This is a genomic window from Proteus sp. G2609 (assembly GCF_963896135.1).
GTDB lineage: Bacteria > Pseudomonadota > Gammaproteobacteria > Enterobacterales > Enterobacteriaceae > Proteus > Proteus mirabilis.
In genome coordinates this window covers 172,795-196,502 of the sequence record NZ_CAWQNB010000045.1, presented here as the reverse complement: position 1 = coordinate 196,502, position 23,708 = coordinate 172,795, and the positions used below count along the sequence as shown (strand labels likewise).

18 protein-coding genes, 1 tRNA gene and 1 pseudogene are annotated in these 23,708 nt (G+C 37.1%); 10 read left to right on the top strand and 10 right to left on the bottom strand.

All coding sequences use genetic code 11. The features are described 5' to 3' along the window. Positions 1 to 126 precede the first annotated feature (126 nt). Entirely contained in the window at positions 127 to 1,467 is a 1,341-nt protein-coding gene (gene gdhA / locus AACV01_RS17610) for an NADP-specific glutamate dehydrogenase (protein WP_004246662.1), read from the top strand. 128 nt (positions 1,468 to 1,595) lie between these two features. Then, a complete protein-coding gene (locus AACV01_RS17605) occupies positions 1,596 to 2,345 on the top strand; it encodes an SDR family oxidoreductase (RefSeq protein ID WP_004246663.1) in 750 nt (249 codons plus the stop codon). 70 nt (positions 2,346 to 2,415) lie between these two features. Here AACV01_RS17605 and rsmJ read toward each other — a convergent pair whose 3' ends face one another. Then, the gene (gene rsmJ / locus AACV01_RS17600; protein WP_004246664.1) at positions 2,416 to 3,162 is read right to left on the bottom strand and encodes a 16S rRNA (guanine(1516)-N(2))-methyltransferase RsmJ; all 747 of its coding nucleotides are present in this window, start codon (positions 3,160 to 3,162) and stop codon (positions 2,416 to 2,418) included. A gap of 3 nt (positions 3,163 to 3,165) precedes the next feature. After that, the gene (gene prlC / locus AACV01_RS17595) at positions 3,166 to 5,208 is read right to left on the bottom strand and encodes an oligopeptidase A (RefSeq protein ID WP_004249995.1); all 2,043 of its coding nucleotides are present in this window, start codon (positions 5,206 to 5,208) and stop codon (positions 3,166 to 3,168) included. Between the two features lie 239 nt (positions 5,209 to 5,447). Between prlC and AACV01_RS17590 the strand changes: the two genes are divergently transcribed. Together AACV01_RS17590 and AACV01_RS17580 are read left to right on the top strand one after the other, a co-directional pair. Then, positions 5,448 to 5,542: transfer RNA gene (locus AACV01_RS17590), tRNA-Sec, on the top strand. Positions 5,543 to 5,928: 386 nt separating this feature from the next. Continuing rightward, positions 5,929 to 6,963 carry a virulence RhuM family protein gene (locus tag AACV01_RS17580; protein WP_104836828.1) on the top strand — a complete coding sequence of 345 codons (1,035 nt, stop codon included), beginning with the start codon at positions 5,929 to 5,931 and terminating at the stop codon, positions 6,961 to 6,963. Positions 6,964 to 7,062: 99 nt separating this feature from the next. Here the strand turns inward: AACV01_RS17580 and AACV01_RS17575 are convergent. Further along, positions 7,063 to 7,246: pseudogene (locus AACV01_RS17575) on the bottom strand (IS481 family transposase); the annotation flags it as partial. A gap of 764 nt (positions 7,247 to 8,010) precedes the next feature. Here AACV01_RS17575 and AACV01_RS17570 point away from each other — a divergent pair. The 6 genes from AACV01_RS17570 (at position 8,011) to AACV01_RS17545 (ending at position 14,776) form a co-directional block, all read left to right on the top strand. After that, positions 8,011 to 8,331 (top strand): helix-turn-helix domain-containing protein, encoded by a 321-nt coding sequence (locus tag AACV01_RS17570; RefSeq protein WP_004246668.1) that lies wholly within the window; start codon positions 8,011 to 8,013, stop codon positions 8,329 to 8,331. 139 nt (positions 8,332 to 8,470) lie between these two features. After that, positions 8,471 to 9,094, top strand: coding sequence for a common pilus major fimbrillin subunit EcpA (ecpA, locus tag AACV01_RS17565; protein WP_004246669.1), 624 nt, complete (start codon positions 8,471 to 8,473; stop codon positions 9,092 to 9,094). Between the two features lie 89 nt (positions 9,095 to 9,183). After that, entirely contained in the window at positions 9,184 to 9,867 is a 684-nt protein-coding gene (locus AACV01_RS17560; RefSeq protein ID WP_004246670.1) for an EcpB family pilus assembly chaperone, read from the top strand. A 22-nt stretch (positions 9,868 to 9,889) separates the two neighbouring features. After that, positions 9,890 to 12,385: a TcfC E-set like domain-containing protein gene (locus AACV01_RS17555; protein ID WP_046335149.1), complete on the top strand. Its 2,496-nt coding sequence runs from the start codon at positions 9,890 to 9,892 to the stop codon at positions 12,383 to 12,385. Positions 12,386 to 12,398: 13 nt separating this feature from the next. Next, on the top strand, positions 12,399 to 14,006 hold the full coding sequence (locus AACV01_RS17550; RefSeq protein ID WP_161682244.1) for a fimbrial protein: 1,608 nt from the start codon (positions 12,399 to 12,401) through the stop codon (positions 14,004 to 14,006). Between the two features lie 92 nt (positions 14,007 to 14,098). Further along, positions 14,099 to 14,776, top strand: coding sequence for a fimbrial protein (locus AACV01_RS17545; protein ID WP_161682242.1), 678 nt, complete (start codon positions 14,099 to 14,101; stop codon positions 14,774 to 14,776). Positions 14,777 to 14,865: 89 nt separating this feature from the next. On the opposite strand, the gene AACV01_RS17540 is transcribed toward AACV01_RS17545, so the two are convergent. The 7 genes from AACV01_RS17540 to AACV01_RS17510 all read right to left on the bottom strand — a co-directional run bounded on the left by AACV01_RS17540 (position 14,866) and on the right by AACV01_RS17510 (position 23,672). Then, complete coding sequence (locus tag AACV01_RS17540) at positions 14,866 to 15,387, bottom strand: hypothetical protein (protein ID WP_237584976.1); 522 nt, start codon at positions 15,385 to 15,387, stop codon at positions 14,866 to 14,868. Positions 15,388 to 15,425: 38 nt separating this feature from the next. Continuing rightward, positions 15,426 to 15,710 (bottom strand): hypothetical protein, encoded by a 285-nt coding sequence (locus AACV01_RS17535; protein WP_237584975.1) that lies wholly within the window; start codon positions 15,708 to 15,710, stop codon positions 15,426 to 15,428. A 269-nt stretch (positions 15,711 to 15,979) separates the two neighbouring features. Further along, on the bottom strand, positions 15,980 to 16,249 hold the full coding sequence (locus tag AACV01_RS17530; protein WP_161682240.1) for a PAAR domain-containing protein: 270 nt from the start codon (positions 16,247 to 16,249) through the stop codon (positions 15,980 to 15,982). Continuing rightward, positions 16,242 to 17,180 (bottom strand): hypothetical protein, encoded by a 939-nt coding sequence (locus tag AACV01_RS17525; RefSeq protein WP_036969773.1) that lies wholly within the window; start codon positions 17,178 to 17,180, stop codon positions 16,242 to 16,244. The genes AACV01_RS17530 and AACV01_RS17525 overlap by 8 nt, the downstream gene beginning before the upstream one ends. Next, entirely contained in the window at positions 17,180 to 20,281 is a 3,102-nt protein-coding gene (locus AACV01_RS17520) for a toxin VasX (RefSeq protein ID WP_161682238.1), read from the bottom strand. Before AACV01_RS17520 ends, AACV01_RS17525 begins: the two co-directional genes overlap by 1 nt. After that, a complete protein-coding gene (locus tag AACV01_RS17515) occupies positions 20,278 to 21,501 on the bottom strand; it encodes a DUF4123 domain-containing protein (RefSeq protein ID WP_161682236.1) in 1,224 nt (407 codons plus the stop codon). The genes AACV01_RS17520 and AACV01_RS17515 overlap by 4 nt, the downstream gene beginning before the upstream one ends. Continuing rightward, positions 21,501 to 23,672: a type VI secretion system Vgr family protein gene (locus AACV01_RS17510; RefSeq protein WP_017628614.1), complete on the bottom strand. Its 2,172-nt coding sequence runs from the start codon at positions 23,670 to 23,672 to the stop codon at positions 21,501 to 21,503. Before AACV01_RS17510 ends, AACV01_RS17515 begins: the two co-directional genes overlap by 1 nt. Positions 23,673 to 23,708 lie beyond the last annotated feature (36 nt).

Here is a 23,708-nt window from a genome sequence, read left to right as displayed (position 1 = left end):
GAAGTAGGAATACATTTTAATGATATATTCAATAGGCAAAACAATATCAACCTCACATAAATCCCAAAAATATTCCGAATAAATGAGGTTATGCCAACATCACATTACATAAAAAGGAATAGCTGAATGAATAGATCTGGCTCATTATCTTCGTTTTTAGAAGAGGTAGAAAAATATAACGCTCATCAACCTGAATACCATCAGGCGGTACGTGAAGTTTTTACCACTCTGTGGCCTTTTTTAGAGAAAAATCCACAATATCGTGAACAATCATTACTTGAGCGCTTAGTTGAGCCTGAACGTATTATTCAGTTTCGCGTCTGTTGGTTAGATGATAAAGGACAAGTTCAAGTTAATCGCGCATGGCGAGTACAATTTAACTCTGCTATTGGTCCCTACAAAGGTGGAATGCGTTTTCATCCATCGGTAAACCTCTCTATTCTAAAATTTTTAGGTTTTGAACAGACCTTTAAAAATGCACTGACAACACTGCCGATGGGAGGCGCTAAAGGGGGATCTGATTTTAATCCCAAGGGGAGAAGCCACGCAGAGGTGATGCGTTTTTGTCAGGCGTTAATGACTGAGCTCTATCGTCATTTAGGGGCTGATACTGATGTCCCCGCGGGAGATATTGGTGTGGGAGCAAGGGAAGTTGGCTTTATGGCCGGAATGATGAAAAAGCTCTCGAATAGCAATGAATGTGTCTTTACGGGTAAAGGTTTATCATTTGGTGGCAGTTTGATCCGCCCAGAAGCCACAGGGTACGGTTTAGTCTATTTTACTAACGCAATGCTTAAACGTCACGGTATGTCCCTTGAGGGAATGCGTGTAGCCGTTTCTGGTGCTGGCAATGTGGCACAATTCACCATTGAAAAATGCCTTGAGCTGGGTGCGAAAGTGGTCACCGCTTCAGATTCTGGCGGAACCGTGGTGGATGAAGCTGGATTTACAACCGAAAAACTGGCTCGCTTAACTGAAATTAAAAATAATTATGGTCGTATTGAAGAGTACGCCAAAGAGTTTGGTTTAACTTATCTTGAAGGGCAACAGCCTTGGGCTGTCGCTGTTGATATTGCACTACCTTGTGCTACACAAAATGAATTAGATTTAGACGCCGCAAAAGTGTTAATTAAAAACGGTGTTAAAGCTGTTGCCGAAGGCGCAAATATGCCAACGACCATTGCGGCAACCGATGCTTTTATTGAGGCGGGAGTCTTGTTTGCACCGGGTAAAGCCGCTAACGCTGGAGGGGTAGCAACTTCGGGATTAGAAATGGCGCAAAATGCAGCACGCTTGAGTTGGAAAGCTGAGAAAGTTGATGCTCGCTTACATCATATTATGCTGGATATTCATCACGCTTGTGTAAACTATGGCGGTGAAGGTAAACAAACTAATTATATTCAAGGGGCTAATATTGCAGGTTTTGTTAAAGTTGCTGATGCAATGTTAGCGCAAGGCGTGCTGTAATTTTTTAAGTTAGTGCGAGTGCATAGCGCTCGCTCTGACCGTTTCAATCATTTTCTCTTCCCCCTTAAGCCTAATTTTCATCTGCTATGCTTAAAAGAGTGACTATTTATTTTTAAGCTGGAGGTTATATGGCTACGCAAATTGATTTTACTCTCTCGAATAAAGTGGCTGTTATTACTGGTGGTGCGGCTGGAATTGGCTTATCTATCGCACAGATGTTTATCGAAAAAGGGGCTAAAGTCGCTTTGTTGGATAGATCAGAGCAGGTTGAGCAAGTGGCGCATCGTTTAAATAGTGCGGTGGGGATCTGGTGTGATGTTTCAAGTGAAGAGTCCGTAAAACAAGCGGTACATTCAGTCATTGAAGAATTCGATCGCATTGATATTCTTGTTAATTGTGCAGGTATTGTCGCTTTAGCTCCCGCCGAATCGTTATCTCTTGAAGATTGGAATAAAACCTTATCAGTTAATTTAACGGGGACTTTTTTACTGTGTCAGCAAGTGGGGCAGCATATGCTACAACGCGGGCAAGGTAAGATAATTAACCTCGCCTCTCAAGCAGGTATTATCGCTTTACCAGAACATATTGCCTATTGTGCAAGTAAAGCCGCCATTATCAATATGACAAAGGTGATGGCGCTAGAGTGGGGACCCAAAGGCCTACAAATTAATGCGATATCCCCTACTATTGTGATGACCGATTTAGGTAAAAAGGCTTGGGAAGGTGAAAAAGGTGAACAGATGAAAGCGCAAATACCGGCAAGGCGATTTGCTGAGCCAGAAGAGATTGCTGCCGCGGCTGTATTTTTAGCAAGCGGTGCAGCGGATATGATCAATGGCCATAATCTGGTGATTGATGGTGGATATACTATTCAATAGATAGCGATATTATAATTAAAAAGTTATGGCAAAAGAGGGGGAGACACGCCCCTCTATGGGGTATCTATAGTTAGATACAAGGATAAATATCAAAACGGTGATTTTTGGTGGTGACACTTGCATGTGCGGGTTGATTATTTAACGGCTCAGCATAATCAGGACGCTTAACAACCACTCGTTTTTTAGCCAGTGCCATGGCTGGTGCTAATAGTGCATCAGCATCTTCATCCGCACCGACAAGAGATTGGAATACCCGCATCTCTTTTTTCACTAATGCGCTTTTGGTTTTATGGGGATACATAGGATCAAGATAGACCACATCGGGTGCAGGGCTGATTTGCGTGAGTGCCTGTGCAGATGAAGCATAAATGAGCTTCATACGCTGTTGCATCCACTCACCAATATCCGCATCGAGATAAGCGCGTTTCAAGCCATCTTCAAGTAATGCAGCTACCACAGGGTGACGTTCAACCATTCTTACGTTACAACCAATAGAGGCTAATACAAAGGCATCACGGCCTAATCCTGCTGTTGCATCAACCACATCGGGTAGATAATCCTTTTTAATACCTACTGCTTTTGCTACCGCTTCACCACGACCACCGCCAAATTTACGACGATGAGCCATAGTTCCCGCGACAAAATCCACGTAGATCCCACCAAGTTTAGGCTCATCTTGTTTACGCAATTCAAGGTGAGTGGGCGTTAAGACTAACGCCATAGTTTGTGTGGCGTCGTGAATTAATCCCCAACGTTGCGCTAAAGCAGATAAGGCGCTGTTATCAGCGCCTTCTTCACAAAGTAAACAGATATTCACATATCATCCTTTAATGCCGTAGCCTTTGAGCATAGCATCAAGTTTCGGCTCACGACCACGGAAGCGTTTGAACAGCTCCATTGGCTCTTCTGAACCACCACGGGTTAAAATATTATCAAGGAATGATTGACCTGTTTGGCGATTAAAAATGCCCTCTTCAGAGAAGCGAGAGAAGGCATCAGCAGCCAGTACATCAGCCCATAAATAGCTGTAATAACCTGCTGCATAACCACCGGCAAAAATATGGCTAAAGGCATGAGGGAATCGCGCCCAAGGTGTTGCAGGTACTACCGAGACTTTCTCTTTTACGCTATTTAGTATTTCCATGATACGAGCACCTTTAGCCGGATCATATTCAGCGTGTAGGCGGAAATCAAACAGACCAAATTCTAGTTGGCGTAATACAAACATCGCAGACTGATAATTTTTTGCTTTGAGCATATTATCAAGCATAGCCTGTGGTAATGGCTCGCCAGTTTCATAATGGCCAGAAATAAAGGCTAACGCTTCTGGCTCCCAGCACCAGTTTTCCATAAATTGGCTTGGTAACTCAACCGCATCCCATGGTACGCCATTAATACCTGATACATCAGCGGTATCAATTTGCGTTAGCATGTGGTGTAAACCATGACCAAACTCATGGAATAGCGTGGTTACTTCGTTATGGGTGAAGAGTGCGGGTTTATCACCTACTGGTTTATTAAAGTTGCAGGTAAGATAGGCGACAGGATTTTGTAGTGTGCCATCAGCATGACGCATTCTACCAATGCAATCATCCATCCAAGCACCACCGCGTTTATGTTCACGAGCGTATAAATCAAGATAGAAGCTACCGCGCAATGTGTTGCTTTCATCATATAATTCAAAGAAACGTACATCATCGTGCCAAGTGTCGATATCATGACGCTCTTTAGCCGTTAAACCATAGATACGGTGAACCACTTCGAATAAGCCACTTAATGCACGGTGCTCTGGGAAGTAAGGACGTAACTGTTCGTCATCAATGGAGAATAGATGTTGTTTTTGTTTTTCGCTGTAGTAAGCCAGATCCCAAGGCTCTAGTTTTTCCACACCATAATGTGTTTTGGCAAAGTGCGTTAATTCAGCCAGCTCTTTTTCGCCTTGAGGATGAGCTCGAGAGGCTAAATCAGTTAAGAAATTAAGTACTTGTTCTGGTGATTCTGCCATTTTAGTGGCAAGTGATTTTTCGGCATAATTTTTAAAGCCGAGCAACTGAGCTAACTCATGGCGTAATGCTAAAATTTCCGCCATCACTTCACTATTATCCCATTGACCTGCATTAGGGCCTTGATCAGAGGCTCGAGTGCTATAAGCAATACTCATCTCTTTTCTAAGCTCACGATTATCAGCATAGGTCATAACAGGTAGATAGCTTGGCATATCGAGCGTTAATAGATAACCTTGTTGCTCTTTTGCTTGTGCCATTGCTTTGGCTGCATCAATGGCGCTTTGTGGCATACCAGCAAGTTCACTTTCATCGGTGATAAGTTTAGACCACCCCATGGTCGCATCTAACACATTATTACCAAATTTGGCGCTCAGTTCTGATAGGCGTGCACTGATTTCACCAAAACGCTGTTGTTTCTCTTTTGGTAAACCGATACCGGATAATTCAAAGTCACGTAACGCATTCTCAACGGCTTTTTTTTGTGGTTGAGTCAGTAAGGCAAAATCAGCGCTTTCTTTGATAGATTTATAGGCTTGATATAATCCTTCGTGCTGACCCATCCAAGTACTGAACTCAGAAAGTAAAGGTAAGCTTTGCTCGTAAGCTTCGCGTAATTCAGCGCTATTTTTAACGGAGTTTAAATGGCTAACAGGAGACCAAACACGAGAAAGTTTATCACCCGCTTCGGCTAACGGTTGGCAAAGATTATCCCAACTAAAAGCGGTGTTGTCAGCGAGAAGTTTTTCTACGGTTGCACGATAATTAGCTAAAACTTCTTTAACGGCAGGTACAACGTGTTTTGGTTCTATCTGGGAAAATGCAGGTAATCCCGTTGTGCTAAGTAATGGATTTGACATAAAAAACATCCTGTATCTGGGTTTACAGTGACATGGCATACATCACTGAGTTTATTCGTCATAGGTAATAAGATGAGGATGAAAGTGCATAAGTTCAATAGTATCGCGTTAATTATCAGTTTTTTTACTCAAAAGCGGGATTATTTTCTTTGAAAGAGGTTTTATTGATTTAGTGCACTTGGGAATGATTTTATTTCAGCGTATAATCATCACGTTATTTCATACAAATAATCCTATATGGAAGATCATCGTCCCCGGTGGGGCGGCTGGACTTCAAATCCAGATGGGGCCGCCAGCGGTCCTTGGCAGGTTCGACTCCTGTGATCTTCCGCCACTTAAGTTCAATATACCTCCCAAAACTCAAGCGATCCCTTAATGATCAGTTATTAAGCTATTTTTAGTTCAACAAATGTTAAAACGTTTGCAAGAGAATTGACTCACAGGAGTGCTATTAGGCAGAAATGTGAAAAGTAAGCATACTCGTACATGTTCGGTGAATGGTATTGATAGTGATAGTAAATTGAATAAGGCGCTATGGGTGATGACTGAAAAATGTACGAATATTATTCAGAAAGATGGATAGTATAGAGGATCGTATTACATTGTTTTTTCATAAAATAATGTGCTTGCTATCTATTTGCTGGTGGCCTTATTTTTTTGTTAAATATGCTATATTGTTGTTCACAGTTTATGCATAACGTATAGAGCGGAGGCCATGTAATGAGTGATAATCTTCCTGAAGCACCACAGGGTGAATTTATTTTGTTCCGCAGTGAAGATGGTCAAACTCGTGTCGAATGCCGCTTTGAGTCTGATACGTTGTGGTTATCTCAATCATCAATTGCTGAGCTGTATGGAAAAGATGTTCGTACAATTAACGAGCACCTTGTTAATATTTTCTCTGAAGGGGAACTTGCTCAAAACGCAACCATCCGGAAATTCCGGATAGTTCGATTAGAGGGAAATCGTCAGGTTTCCAGAGAGATAGACCACTATAGTTTACCTGCCATTATTGCTGTTGGTTACCGTGTCCGCTCTGTCCGTGGTACTCAGTTTCGTCAGTGGGCAACGCAAACGCTGGAACAGTATCTGATCAAAGGGTTTGTGATGGACGATGAACGGCTGAAAAATCCGCCTATCGGTCAGTCAGTCGTGCCGGATTACTTTGATGAGATGCTCGAACGCATCCGTGATATTCGCGCCAGTGAGCGGCGGGTGTATTTACGGGTGAAAGAGATCTTCACCATGGCAGCGGATTACGAACCATCCAATAAAGAAACAACTCGTTTCTTCCAATCTATCCAAAACAAATTACATTTTGCTTGTACCGGCATGACTGCCGCTGAGCTTATAGCTAGTCGCGCAGATGCCAGTCAGCCGGATATGGGCTTAACCAACTATAAATTTGATGAGGTGCGTAAAACCGATGTCACGATTGCGAAGAATTATCTACGCGAAAATGAGCTGAAAGAATTAAACCGTATCGTCAATATGTGGCTGGATTTTGCTGAAGACCAAGCGCTGCGCCGTAAGCAAGTTTTTTTACAAGATTGGGATACTAAGCTAGATCAGTTTTTAAGTTTCAATGACCGTGATGTATTACAAGGCGCAGGTGGGATTAGTAAGAAAGCCGCTGATGAAAAAGCCAGAGAAGTATTTGATATTTATGCTCAAAAACGTCGTCGGTTAAAAGAAACCGAAGGGGAAAGGGCAAATATTGCGGCATTGAAAGATTTGCTAAAAAAAGGTAAGTAAGATAATAAGATAAGTAGTGTATTTACCATCCTCTAAAAATAAGTGAAATTACCACTACGGGTAGAATGTTCTTAGATAAAAATCTCTACGCTGTGTCACTCAGAACCTCGGCTGACGTTTAGTCTTAAAGACTAAGCTTATTTTTTAACACTTCATACGGTGTTTTACCAGCATGCGCTGAGTGAGGACGATGACAATTATAAAAAGCCTCCCATTCAGCTAATTATTCATGTAAATCGACATCATCTTTATAATCGATATATTGATAAACTTCTTGCCATATTATTAATGCAAAGAAAAATATTTTTGCATTATTATATATATAATTTTTATTAAAATAACTTCTTAGGCATTTAATTACCGTTAAAGATTAATGAAAATATAATAACAGAATACTATTATTGATCTAAATCAATAATCTAGTTAATCAGTAATATAATTACTTATTAAAATTGATCTCTATTTTCATTAAAATGTGTTTTTACACTTTATATTAGTATTAATGGAATTAAAAAAGATATTTAAAATCATGTGATTACTTTACAAATATATTGATACTAATTCTTTGATTAAGTGCTATTTTCGGTCTTAAGTGTTCTTAATAAATGTGATTACAGGATATTCAACCAGAAATGCGCTTTTATCAGAGTATTATAGTACTCTAATTATTAGTACTTAAATCGCTATTTGATGAATTATGTAACAAATTGTAAATGTATATGATCAAATATATCAATTAGGCTATATCAATAATGCATTATTCTTTATTTTTCTGCAATTCTATAAAAAATATATTTTTTAAATTATTTTTTAATTAAAGACTTAATTTATTTAATTATCATATAATTAATAAAAATCTTTTCTTTTAAATACAAATTATTTGCGTAATCTAATAAATTAAATCGATCAATAACCAATATTTGATAGGTTGTAGCTATTAAGTTAACTAACTTCGATCGGTATAAACGTTTTTACTCTTATTTTTATATATTTATGATTGATTTAAATGAAATGTTTAGTTAACAATTTTCTATTGGAGTGTAATTAATGAAATCTAATATGATTAGTGGTCATGTTGGTATTTTTTTAAGAAAAGCACGTAAAGAAAAAAATATGACAGGAAAGCAGTTGGCAAGATTAATGAATGTTAGCCAACAACAAATTTCACGATATGAAATAGGAGCTACTGCAATTACCGTTGATCAATTAGCAAATTTTTTATTAATTTTAGATAAAAAATGGGTAGATGTATTTAAATATCTTGAAAATGAATTTTCCGATGAGAGAGAAATAAACAAAGTCGATAATAAAAAGAAATATATTTTATGGAAAGGTTGTCAAACAAAAAACTTCATAAATAACTTTTAATTACATTAAAAATTAATAAATCACATAAAATAATTATCATTGCAATTATTTTATTAATTATATTTTATAAAAAGCACAATTAAAGGTGTTTTTTATACTATGTAATTGTTTTTTATAAATCAAAATTAGAGAGAATAATATGTTAAATAAAAAAATAGCATCGGTGATGCTATCAACAATTATTGCTGCTTCTTTTGCTACGGCTGCTAATGCAGATACTCGTGTTGCACAAGCAACTGCTACTTGGCAAGCAACTGCAATTAAAGATACAACCAGTATGTTAGTTGTCACTCCATTAAAAAGTCTGACTTTTAATTATGCTGAAGGCCAAAAATCATTTAACCAACAAAATGGTGCATTTGATATTGCTATTCAAGGCCAATCTGGCGCAACCGATTTTAAATTATCATCAAAACTAATTGCTAATACGTTAGCAAGAACAACTGATGATTCAACATTAACAGTTGGCGTTAAATGGAATGGGGAAGACCTTTCTAAAACAACTGATGTCGTGTTAATTGATACATCAAAAGGGTTAACCTCAGGTTTAGATAATTTAGCTGCTGATGGTATTTACAATGGCTCTGAGCGCGCTACAGATCGTGGTGAATTCACTTTTGTAATTGCCAGTGCACAAGCAGCAGGAGCAACAGCCGATTTTAAATCACTGGCTGATGGTGTCTGGGATGGTGATGTAAAAGTGCAATTTACCGCCACTTGGGATGGTGACTTTTCTACCGTTAAACCTAATCCAGAACCTTAATTCTCCTTTATTGGCTAATTGATATTACGATAAAGATACTATAGGGAAGTAATATCTTTATCGTTATTTATTTTTAGAAACTGACTATTATGAATAAGATAAAATTAATCCTTTTTTTATTATTGTGGTTTCCATTAAAAAATAGTTTTGCAGTAAATGTAGGTAATATAACAGAGATAATATCTTCTGATGAAAGTACTCTTGCCAAAGAAATTGAAAATACAGTAAATACGGCAAGATTAGTCAATTTGACAATAGAAAAATTAGACTCACCACTTGAAAATGGTAAAGTTATTCCGGTTACTGATCCCAATGAAATTCTATCAACACCGGCTAATCTGATTCTTCCCGGTCATGCAAGTGATGTATTTAAAATCATTTATCAAGGGCCTAAGGATGATAAAGAGCGTTATTATCGATTAAATTGGAAAGATGATCCTATTGCTGAAAATGGTATAACACAAAGCTCAAAATCAGCGACAGCAACAACATCTGCAACTATTAGTACAATTTTAGTGGTTGCACCCAGAATTGAGAATTTTAATTATCAGTATCATGATAATAAAGTTTCTAATATCGGTAATAGTTCATTTCGTGTTGTGGCTTCAGGCCCTTGTCTAGCAGAAAAACAACAATATGGTGTGGAGGGGATGTGTCGCGAGCGTTATTACCTTATGCCACATTTAGCCGTTAAATTACAACTTGTCGATCTCACAAATAAAAAATCTAGCGTAGGCATTTGGCACAAAGGAGAGTTCATTGTTGTCAAATAAAAAATAAAGAATGGGCTAAATCATGCGTAAGAGTATTATCGCTTTATCAATATTAGGTATTATTTTTTCGAATACGATTAATGCTAATGAAATAAAAAGAATTAAAGTGGGCGGATATATTATTCCTCCGGCATTTGTTAATGCTTTAGAGGAAGGTATGTCGGTGCCCGTTTTCTTACGACTTAATGATGCAAATAAACAAAACCAAAGTGAAAAGAAAATTGCAGATGCGATTATTGTTATCGATAATGATAAAATAAAACTATCAAGTGTTCAATTAATTGAAAATAATCAAGGCGCAACACTAAATCAGTTATTAGTTGATAAAATTGAAAGTAAAAAAAATGCTATCTTTAATGAAAATAATAGTATAGCTATTGATAGTAATGCTATTCTTCAATTAAATGTCTCTTCATTTAATTTATCATTAGATGTTGATAAGTCAGCTTTTGCACCCAAAGAACATGCTAGACAATCCATATTAGGAAATTCATCTGTTAATTCATTTTCTGCTGTGGCCAACTATGATTTGGGCGTCTTTCAAAGTCGTGTTAAAAACGCCCAAGATTCATCCAGTAGCTACTTTAATTTAGACACGTTATTAGCTAAAGCTGAACACCATTTTAATATTAATGCATCTGCCTACAGTATAGGTAAATCCAATTCTAATATTGAACTCTATAGAGCAATGTATGAACGTGATTTTAATGGATTGCGTTTTGCTATCGGGTTAATGAGCACTTGGAATTTACAGTCCTTAGCCAGCTTAACAGTATTGAGCAGCAGTAAAATTTATGCAGCATCAATCGGGAATAATTCATCAAGTAGGGTGGTGAATAAACAGCAATCATTAACTCCGATTTATGCTTTTTTAAATAGTCCAGGTGAAGTTCGTATTTATCGCCAAGGTAAATTATTAAATATTCAAAATTTCCCGATGGGTAATTTTGAAGTTGATACCAGCATGTTGCCTTATGGTATTTATGAAGTAACGATTGAAACCGTTATTGATGGCAAGGTAGTGACAACACAACATCAAACCATTAATAAGTCTTTTGGCACCGCTAACGGTAATTTTGACCAATTAAATTGGGAAATTTATGGTGGCTATATTGATTTTGATAAACGTCATTATATCAAAGAGGGTGGCTCTTATAACCAAACTCCCGAAAAAAGTTATTTAATCGGTAGCTCTTTTGCTTATAACTTTCCTGTGTTATCCGGTATTCGTTTTCAAATGTCTAACTATGGATTTGATAAATTTATTGTACAGGAGACGAATATCAGTGTAGCGGTAAATAACTATCTTTCTATTGCTTGGCAAGGAATGTTAGAGAATCATGGTAGTCACCGTAATATTAGTACGCTTTCTATTAATATCCCAGAAGGCTATGGTTCATTATGGGCATCTAAAGAGAAAACTATCGTAAGAGGTGATTTACCGCTATATGAGGCTGACAGTTACTCTTATGGAGGAACTGTCAATTTCGATAAGATAATGGATAGAACGGGTTCATTTACTATCAGCAATACTAAAGATAAGCGAGTTGGTAGTGATTCTATTAATTATGAATATGCAAATACATTATTTTCGGGACGTTATGGCACGGTAGGATTAAGAGCTGGGGTTCAGCGTTATCATTATGATAATCAAAATAGCACTAATGAAAAATTTATTAATCTTGATTTCTCTTTACCTCTTTCAACGTGGTTAAGTACTGGGATCTCTTCAACCAATGGCAATGTAAAAGCCAATATTTATGTGAATAAGAATTTTGAAAACTCCGTGATCACTAATGCGGGCGTTTCTGTTTCTAAGTTAGTACATGATAAAGATAATGGTGAATCTGACTTCTCAACACTAGGTTACGCTTCTTATGATACGAAGTATAACTCTGGTACGGTGACCATTAATCGCCCTGATAATAAACGACTTAATGGTAATTTAACTTCTCGTGGCTCTATAGCTTATAGTGAAGGGATGATCACACCCAGTGGTCAACAAGGTAAATCTGGCATTATTATCAATTCAGACATTAAAGGTAGTGGCAGTATGCTCGCTAAAGTTAACGGGCAAAATTACCCGATTAGTGGAAAAAATACCTTTATTCCATTATCTCCTTATTCAGATTATGACATCCAATTAATGAATGATGGCAAATCGAAAGACAGCTTTGACATTATTTCTGGCCGAAATAAATCCGTCACATTGTATCCAGGAAATATTGCCTTTTATCAACCGGAAGTGAGGCAATTAGTCACGGTTTTCGGACGTCTGAAATCCCCTAATGGTGAACTTTTAAAATATGCTTCAATTCGAAACCATATTGGTCGAACTAAAACAGATCAAAATGGTGAGTTTTCAATGGATGTAGATGTCCGTTATCCGGTGATCTCGTTACTACAAGAAGATCAGCAAACAATCTGTGAAGCAGACTTAGATCTTAAAGGGGCACAAGGAGCAATGTGGGTTGGAGAGGTAACTTGTCAACCTCAGTCTAGTTTCGTAAAAAGATAACGAGAACTTTATTATGAATAGCAAAATATTTTTTTTACTCGTAGCACTTTGTCTTTTAAATTTATCGCTGTCTACAACCAGTCAAGCCGCTACGGTAACTAATAGTTACGTTTTTATTGAGAATAATGTAGATAATGAATATTTTATTACCCCAAGAACAACCGATCCGCGTTTTTCGGGTGCCAATAAATATACGCGTTATTCAAAATCTTCACAGCTCAGTTTAGGTTATATGGGGTATACCAATACATCCATTCAGGCCAATCAATATGTCGATATTTGGCTAGAAAATTCTCAAATAGATAAGCCATTTGTGGGTAATCGATGTATGAGGCGTTATTGTACAGATGATAGTGGCTATTGGCCTGCGCAATATATAGGTAAAGACGGGGCTTATAAAATAGTTCAGACTAATACTAACGGTGAATCGGCTTATGCTCGGGGGATATTTAGTGATTCGGCATACCTGTATTTTCGCCAATTGCCTGTAGGCACTATAGAGACCTATAGTTATAGAGCCTGTATGACAAAAACAGACTATGATCCAAGCAAAGGCGGATCTTGCCAAAGTGTTGGTGGCAGAATGCTTGCATCACATGAATTCAATATCACTAAGTCAGGGCATATCACGTTAACTTCAACAGGTGCTTTACAAGAAATATTTATTGATAGTAACGGTAATCCCACGATTGGCTTAGGCTCTCAGTTTTGCCGAGTGGGTATTGTATCAAACCAAAATGGTATTATTTGTCAGGTGATTGATCATGAAACTACTGGGGATATATTTACCAATATTAGGCTTAATTTAAAAATTAATAATACACTGATCCCTTTTACGCCAGCGGCAAATACAATAAAAATTGGCCCCGATGATGGCAGTAATAACTGGTATAATTATAATACAACATATCCCGCTAATTATTATTTTAAAGTTAATAATAAAAATGTTTCTATCTTTTTATCTAATACCTTTTTAAAAAGACTCGTCTCTAGTAATGTCGACTTTAAAAATAGCCAAGACTTTTTTACCTTTTCATTTACCAATACAGCAGTGCCTCAATCTGGGTATTATGAGTTCACCCCCTCAAATACACTTATTCTGAAACCGAGAGATTATGGCATAAGCATTATTCCTGCTGATTTTAACCCTCATCAATCTAAAACGGGAAAAGTGGGTAATGAAGAGCCACCCATTGAGTTTAATTATATTGTTACCACCAGTGGCCCTAGACAAGCAGACTCTATTACTGCATCTGTAGAAGGACCACAAACAACATTAAAAGGGCAATCCTATTGTTTATTCTCCTCCAGTGATAACCGACTTAATGTGCCTTTTCCGGCTTATCTCTCATTTAAAAATAGTGATGGCACGGATGCAAAATATAGAGCGAGTTGTGATAGTCATGAAATTTCATTAAAAAATGCGTTATGGACAGAAACACCATGGGATAGACCTGATGAAGACTTAGGCTCTTTTTATAGAACGAACCTAGATTTATCTTTTCCAATGAATGATGCTAACTCATTTTTCACTTTGGATGGTATTGATTGGCTAGGAACAGTCTCAGCCAGTGGAACGGTAACGGTTAAGGCTATATGGACTGGGCCTGATATTAACTAAAGTTGATTATTTTTATGTTATGGCGACTGATAAGAACGTACTGGTTTTTTATTTCAGTCGCTTTCTATTATAACGAATACTGAAATTTTAATATGAAACTAATATCTTGGTTTAAGATACTTTGTGGGATGTTGTTAGTCTTCTTTTATCACCATGCATATGCACTTTATATTAGTGCAGATATTTCCTCTATGGAGTCGTGGGAACCCTTCTTTTCTAAGCCCTATATTAATGATACTAAAAAAACCAATTTATATACATTTAGTGTTTACCAAATTGATAGGCCGGGTTATCAAGAGCAGGGCACACCTATTCAGAATGGAGAAATTCTTTTTACTCCCCTTAAAAAAATTCTATTACCCGGGGAGCAGGAATTTTTTAAAATTTTCTATCGAGGAGAGGCGGATGAGAAAGAACGTTATTATAAAATTATTATTAGTGAAACGCCACTTGATATAAGAAATGATGAAGGGCAAAAAAAACAACCACTGTTCTACCCCACAGTAAGTTTAGAAACCTATTTTGTTGTTAGACCTAAAGATCCAGATTTCAAATATGATTTAAATATTAATCAAGGAATATTAAAAAATACAGGCAATACTTATTTTAGGGTTTTGTTACATCAAAATTGTGATGGTGATGATGACTCAGAGCCTTATGTATTTTATTTATTACCCAATCAACAAATTAAAGATCTGCGCATAAGTCAAAAAAGTCGTAAGTATATTGTTATCTTTGATAAATATTACTCTATAGGGAATTGTGAGTAATGGTGTGACTTTAAAGTGTATTGGCCATGATGATCATGGCCTGTATCCGAGTCACCTATAAGAATAATGGTAGGCATAAAAGAAGCACCTTATCGGACAATAGTCACTTTCCCATCAATAATAGAAAGGTAAGGATTATAATGAAATGTTCTCTCTTCAGGATTAACAAGTTTTATTGGCGATAATCTGCTAAATCCTATTTCATAGCGAAACAAACGGTTATTGTTATAGGTATTTAATTCGTATCGATTCCAATCTATATCTGAGGGTTTATATCCATCCTTGAGTAATTCTTTAAACTCTAAAGAATTCCAAAAAATATCAGGAGAGCCATTATCGGCATAGGCCATTTCTTCCCACGATATTTTTCCCATAGTTTTTAATTTATCTAGATTTTTATCGATAAATGCTTGTCGTAGTTCGGTATAAAAAGCACGAATTTTAGGAATATCGTCTTCAGTAACGGGAGTCGCTTTTTCCCATTGCCATTGGGGGAGACCTTGTATATTAAATTGGTTTTTTGCTTCTAAAACATCATACTCACTATCTCTACTGGGGCCACCAAAATAGATTTGCTCACTGTTATTTTGATATTTATCAGAGACCACCATTTTCCCGTCATTATTTCCGTTTAACCTAAGTCCCGATATTAAGGTGTTATCGCCATTTGCAGATAATTTCTTAAGTTCGACTTCACACCACATATCAGAGGTAAGTTTTCTTCACCAGTAAAAACCGACCCATTAAACATAATTACACCTAAGGTATTTTTTCCATTAGTTAATATACTAGATATATTTTGTCCGGAAGAATAATTACCTTTAGGATTTTTTGTATTATCTGCAACCAGAATTTCATTAATTTTTACACCACAAACTGCATTATTTGAGGATAAATTAATAACATAAATCTCATTCATGGTATTTTTTGCCATAGTAACTCCACTAAAATTTAACGCCATTATGGAAAATGTTGCATAAAATAAATTTTTTAATAAGGAATGATATTTCATATTTTGACCCGTCAAATCTTAATGTGAGAATAAAAGTATATAAAATTAAAACTACTATTTAGTTGAAGGCTTGCTTTTTTTAGATGAATAGCAACATCGAATTTAAATTTACTGATAATTGTGTTATGGCAAAATTAATTTCTAAAAAAGAATATCATTTTTTATTTATGATACATGATATTGGGTATCGCTTAATCTGTTGCAACGAGTATACAGCCATCTGAACAGCCACAAGCGACTTTATGTCCTTCGAGGGCGACAGGGATACCTTTAATTTTCATTAAATTATCCCCTTCAATAATAGTGCCTGTTTTTTTACACGCAGGGCAATAAACAGGATCACCTACACAGGCAATCTCTTGGGTTTGTTTAGCAATAGAAGAGCCGGTAAGTACGGTACCGCCGGTATTTGTTGTATCATTTTCTAAAATAATCTTTCTGCCGTTTACCAAACTACGCATGGTGTTCTTTCTCCTGATCAAGCTTTGCTAAAATTTGTTCGACCTGTTGTTCAAAATCAGCAGGAGGTGGGTTTTTGCCAAAATACACTTTGGGTTTTTTACGGTGATAATCGAATGGAATAATGGCATCACGCCCTTCGCGCATATAAGTATTGATAAAATTAATGAAGCGCTGGTCGTGATAGTCAGTACTGGTATTGTAGACTGAATAAACATAGACATTAGGGAAAAACAATTCAGAAACTAAAGTTTGTTTTGACTTATCTAACCCGAATAATTGAAAGGTAAGTGTTTTACCAATTTTACCGATACCAATTTCAGGATAGCGGGCAATAAATACCTTATTTTTGCGCCAAGTATAGACCAGATTTCTTTCACGATTAAAAACGAGTATTGGATTTTTTTTGAAAAAAGACTGGTAACCCCCTACGCCAATTAAGAAGAAAGGTACAAAGGACGCAGCAAGAAAAAATAACGTATCTTGATAGGGCTTTGATGTAATATGTCCTTCAAAATAAACATGAATATAATCTAAAATAGACAGTTTTTCTTGATTGAAATAAGGGGCATATTGATCAATTACAAATGATGGGATTTTTTCTAACTGTGTTTTGTTTTCGTACCATGATTTATATTCTTGTGTATATGTGTGGAGTTCTTCGTTAAAAATAGTATATTTTTTGTAGTGATACGTAAAAATAAAATGGAATACCATAATAAAGGCAATAATACCGGTGATAAATCCGGGATAAGAAAACGCATCACGTCGGCGTATTTCTTTATCAACTAGAATGCACTGTTGTTTATCGACGGTCTCTAAAAAATCGAGCTCAGGCATGGGCCAATCTTCGTTATAGCGCTCACCTTGCTCCCCCAATGGTTGTGGCTTTAAGCGATGTGGGTGTTTAGCGGGATTGAAAAAAATACTCATTAGATATTCTCACTGTTAATAAAGCCTAAAAGCCGATTGTTTTCTTGGGTATCTCCCCCCCAATTGATATAACGCATCGGTGTTGTTACCTCGGGATTGACTTGATAATACCAATATAAATCTTCAATACCTATACGGCTATTAGGATGTGCACCAAAAGCAGAATATGTATTTACTAATTGAGACTGTACTTCCAAACTAAATTTAAATATACCTGTTTCAGGGTTCCAATCACCTTTTTCACTTGCCATTTTTAATTGTTCGCTAATTTCTAAGAGGTCTTTTCGTTTATTTAGAACATAAGCTGAACTAGGTGTTTTTATTTCTTCTGCCAAACCGCTGTGATAACCAACTTCTGTAACAAAGTGAAAATATACCTCTGAAATCCCTGGGATAAAATTAGTAAATTCAAAAGATAAGCGGAGTTTTCCATTTGGTATTTTTTCTTGAGTCATTTTGGCCGTATAAAAAAGATTATAAAACTCTTGTAATTCAATCAGTCCCTGTTTTTGATATGCATCAAAATTATCAATGTAATGCTTTAATTGTTTGCTTATAGGAATGGGGCGATTATTATTCCAAAAATTTGAACTTTCTTCATTTCCCCAAAAGCTGTGTTTTAGCAAAGTTTCCAAATGACTCCAACTGGTGAGTTGACTAGAAATAACTCCCCCCAAAATAAGTGCCCCAGCAAATAAAGCCCATCCTCCAGTTGCCCATATTAAGATTATTGAACCTAATGCAATAACCAAATTTGACATCCCTTGAGCCCTATTTCCGATATGAAATGCCTCTGACATGTCGCGGAGTGCAAGTAATACCCCTACGCCACCTGCAATCTTACCTAATGCTGCCATTCTTTTGGTTCCCACTTCTGTTGTTAGCATAGGTAATTTTATTTTATCTAAAAAGAATTTCAGTGTGGTGCTCGATACTGTTTGAGATAATTTTGTCGCCTCTTGAGAGACTTTTAAAATACTGTAGCTTGCTACAAATAAATTCGCAATAATCTGTGCTGTATACAGATTATAGGGGGATAGTTTTAATGGGTCATTACGTTCATATAAGCTCATGCCTTGTAATGTATAAGCTTGGATTGATCCGGTGATCATGTTGAAACCGTTTAAAAATAGCTTAGTGGAAACCTGTAATGCATCTTTACCATAAATATAAATCTTATTTTTAGTAATATCTGTGATCTCAATCTTCGGAATAAGAACGGCAGTCTCTTCGCCTAGATTTATTATTTTTTGTTTCCAAGAAAAAAGCTTATTTAATTTAGGATGTTGCAGATTTGGTACTATTTGTTCCGTTAATTTACGGAGTTGTTCCACCCACTGGTTAAGCTCATTACCCGATAATTTAACAAACTCGGTTAATGAAATTTTTGTGTTGCAAAATGCCAGTATCATCGGAAGTATCTTTTGAGCTAAATAGTCAATACCCTTAGTATTAATTAGTCTATTTTTAATATCGTAATGAGAAAGCATCTTACTTGTTTTTGTAAATGCAAAACCAATGCTATCTGAGCAAATAAACGCAAGCTTATTAACAAAATTTTCGATATTCTCTGCATATTCTTGTGCATTTAAAAGTGCGTCCATAATTTTTGAATTAGCAACAAGACTAATTACTTTCTTTGTCACTCCCACCCACAGGCTATTATTTTCTTCATCATTAATTGAATATAATTTATCTAATGTTCTTTGTCCTTCGGTAGAATTCATTAATGGAGATATTAAATCAAAATATAAATCAAAAGCTTGATTAAGGTCCTTAAAAAAATCAATACTAAAGACATCTTCTTTTGTTATACGTTCGTGATATGAAAAAGCATAATCAAAATAATGTTTTAAGCCACCGTTTTCATTAATGATTGCCGGATTATTCATAAAGCTTTCATACAATGATAATACAATACGTTGATGTTTCTCAAAAAAAATAAATGTTTTATGAATATTTTTCCACTCATTATCTAATGCATTCTGATTAATACTCTCTTTTAGTATTGTTTGCATTTTTTCTTTTTCATCAGTATCTTTAATGTGATGACTAGCTTCTTGTATACTCGTAATAAATTGGCCAATTTTATCCGGATGGCTATAATAGTTCTGATATAATAAATATAATTTTGTTACAATATTATAATAAGATAAAACATCTTTTTGGTATCCTACGGGATCTTTTAAAATAAGCAATGTCGCTTTTTCATTATAATCTAGAACACTATTTATTTGATTAATCAAAACAGTTGCATCTTGTGGTAAGTCGGGTATTTTTGTGGTATCAGAAAAAAAAGAAGAGGGTATATTTGAATGCGTGAATTCTTTAACAAATAGCTTAAATTTATCAACTTCTTCTTTATAATCCTCAACAAGTCGATTTAAATTATCTTTATTTAGCTCAATACAATAATCGTTATTGTTGTAATCAATAAAATTGATTTTTTGCATTAATTTCGATCTAAACTTAGAAGATGAAATGATTTTTTTAAGTGTGTAATCAGATAATTTACTTTCGCTGAATAAGATAGTCGCTTCCTTCACATCTTTCGGTATAGCTAAATAAGGATTACTATTTCCGTTTTTCTTTAAAGTGACACCCCCATTTTTTAATTGCTTAAATATATATGGAATGAAATTTTCATTGCCATCACTGGTTGTAACTTGATGTTGAAAAACTAATAGGCGTCCTTTTGTCGCATCAACATTTTGTTCTTGATAACTTTTATTACTAGAATTACTTCTAGTAGGGTAATTGCCTTCTTCAAAAACATAAACCCAACCTTGTCTTAATAATCTTGCAGAAAATCCTTTACTAGCAGTAACATCTTTCGCATTCAATAATTGATTAATAGAAGGAGGAATACTCGCTTCTAACGTTTTATTTGGTGCTTGTTCAATTGTAGAAAAATGTAAATCACAATAAAAGTTGGTATATGCATAACGCACCGGATAAACAGGGCGATGTTCATTTTCACATGGGCATACCACCGCGTCGGCCGGTAAGTTTCGTGGGCTCGCTTCGTTTACCGCCTTCACCATCTGACGCGCTTTGCGCTCTTGCGGTGTTAAATATTTCTCATTCACTTCTCCAGTCATTTCATTTCTCCTTGGGCATTTAAGCAGGCGATATAACGGTGGTAACTCAATAAAACTTGGTTGTATTTATAAGGTGCAGCTTTTTCATTGGCGATCTGCCATGTTCTCGGTTGATGACGGCACAAATAGCGAGCTTGCAAGTCGTACAATAACGCTTTTGATTGATGAATATCGTCTAAAAAACTGCAATTTGCTGCGTGTATACAGTAGCCCATTAATGCGTCACCCTCTAACTCATCCCCTTCTACCTGAGAAAATTGTTCAATCAGTGCCTTAGCTTTAGCCACAGTTTGCAGCTGTGTGATATTCGCGTAGTGATTGTATAAATAGGTATTAATAAATAACGGCTCCCGCTTACTGCCGTCATACAGATAATCTGGGTGAAAGGTGATTTCAACCCCATCGGGGTATTGTGCACTATAGCCGTAGAACGCATTTACCCCATTGACCACATTAATTAACTGTCCGTGAGTCAAAGACTCAATAAATGGGATAAAGTGCTTAACATCATAAAAACGAAAGAAATTCCAACGCTCCAGTTTTTGATTATATAAATAGGTGAGTTTTCGCATTTGCCGGTGAATATCGGTAAAGGGTTTGAGGCTATTGATAAATAATCCGAGACTCGCTTTATGTGGTAAATTCAAGTAATGAGCCAGAAACCGCTGACCGGCTTGATTGGCGGCAATGTGTACCAAATAAGGGGCTTTATCTTCAAGGCTGTCTTGAGTTTCTCCTTGATAGAGTGATTTCCATGGCAGTTGCGAGCCATGCAGTTTCGGTACAAGATGTTGCCCGGTTTGGCGATGGTATTCCCCACTGTCAATGACGACATAGAGATGCGAATATTCAATAAACGTAGGTTGCCCCTCACGGTAATGAATGTCGCCTTTTTCTGACGGTCTTGGGTGTGTGAGGTTGCATTTATCCACTAATACGGCTGAAACCTTTGCATTATGTTGCTCACGTACTTGCCGTATTAACGGTAATTCTAAGGTTGAACTTTGTTCAATATGGGTGATTAAAGGGATTAATGTGTCATAGTCCGCAAAGGTATATTCACCTGGGTGAGCCGTAAAGTACTGGCGCATCTGCTTAATAGCTTGTGATTGACTTGTACCTGCTACGGTCATCACCCCCTTGAATTGTTCACCGTTGCGAGTATAACGGCATTGAGCAACCCAATACGCTTTATAGAGGGGATTTGGACTCAAGAGCATTAGGCCGTTCCTTTTTTCATCGCTTTCGCACGGCAATCCTCAGCTAATGGTAACCCTTCATTAACCGCCGCTTCTAACTGAGTAACCACTTCTGGGGCGCCCCCCGTTATTGACACATCGCCTTTGAGCAGAATTTTACCTGTAATAGTCACACCTTGTGCATCCAATTGAATCGACCCAGCCTTGCCTTTGATAATGACCGTTTCACTGGCTTGCAAGGTGTGGATTTTGGTATGGGTATGGATACCCCCTGCGGCTTTCAGGGTATAATCATTTTGGATATCACACTGCTTGTTTTCCCCGATTTCCTGAAAGTGACTGGCGTGGATAACTTCTTTCCAACTATTGTCAATGCGTGTGATACGGTCTTTCCCTATTTGTTCAAATTGATTGACATCAACCTGTACTGTTTGCTCATTGACGATGTGGATAAATTCGTCATGACACACTTCATGCTTACGGTTATTGGCGACAGTATGGCTATCATCATGCCCAACGTATTGGGTTTTATTATGATTAATATGAATATTATTATCGCGTTGCGCATGAAGATAAATTTCCTCATCGCCATTTTTATCCTCAAAGCGCAATTCATTAAACCCGTCTCCTTTATGGGTTTTGGTGCGAAATGTGGTACGGGTTTTATGTTTAGGTAAATCAATGGGGGAACGATTGCGACCATTATAGGTACATCCGGTGATAATCGGTTTATCTATATCATTGTTTAAATAAGAGATAATCACTTCTTGCCCAACACGAGGAATAGCCATAAAGCCAAATCCGTCCCCATTCCAACCTTGAGCGACTCTTACCCAGCATGATGCGCTATGGTCTGGTTTACCACGCCTATCCCAATGAAAATAGACCGTAACGGCACCTTGCTCATTGGTATAGATTTCTTCGCCCGGCGGGCCAACGACAGTGGCTAATTCATCACCATCGGCGGTAGGTTTAAAACGGTAAGGTGGGCGCCACTCTTGAGTACTCGGCACAAAGGAAAGCTGATTACTCAATTGCGTTCCTTCACCGCCACTGTTGTCGGCAAGAGGTTGCACACCGTGATGTGAGATACTAATCACCTGCCATGTGGTGTTCATGCGTGCACTGGGGTGGTTAGACAAGGTAAAAATACGCCCCGGCGCTAATTCAATGCAGTTTGTGGTCGCAGAGCCTACTTGACGCTGATTTTGTGATTGTTCATAACGTATCTGATTAAAGGGTTGTCCCTGAGCATCTTCTTCAAAGCGTCCATAACTTTCAAATATTTCATGTTGTTGATGAACCTCTCCTGTGACTTGATGGCTTAAGGGGTAGGAAGGTCTAAGTTGATTGTAATCTTTATCAACGCGAATATCGCTACAGAGTTGTTCAACATAGCGCCACGTTGTGGCGGTGCTATCGGTGATATCTGTATCCGATTGTGGGTTATAGGTTAAGGATATCCCCGCTCTCATGCCCAAATGTCGGTCGCTATAAAATAACTGTGGGCCCTCTTCAAACCAAAAATTAATCCCTTCTTCTGCGGCTAAACGGCACCAAAAGTCATACATTGTTTCTCGTTTTTGAGTGGTGTAGGCGCGCTGCAAATGCTCTTCTGGGTGATAAAGCTGTTTATCATATTTAATGTGAGACTCATTGAGTAATGTCTCAAGAATATGAGGAACGGTGGTATCTTGAAAAATACGACTATCTTGTTTGAGGGTCATTACCCACATTTCAGGACGTATCACAAATTGATACCAGGTTTTTACCCCATCGGTATTCCCTTGCTCTGCCGCCGCTAAGATACCTTGTACTGTACGCAGAATGTGACCATCTCGCTTTACCGTCAAACTGGAAGCCATGCCTAACACATCATTAAAATCAATTTCCGAGAGTGGACTGACGGCTTGGATGGAGAGGGTGAAAAGTTGTGAGATCCCTTCTTGTAAATCGAATTGCGTGACTTGGAAAGTCTCTTCGGGTAATCCACCAATCTGACAAGTAAACACTAAGCCACTTTGCATGTCGCCACTTAAGATCTTCTCTATAAGTTGTCTATGTTGCTCTTGTAAAGCGAGATCTTGCGCGTATGTTCTGCCCCCGCCATGGGTTAATGTCTTACCCCCATTCAGTGGGTTGCCATCCTTATCACCCAGCCTTTGATATTTTTTTGAATTTGTTATAGACATCCAATAATCCTTCACGGGAAGTAGGAGACTAAAACG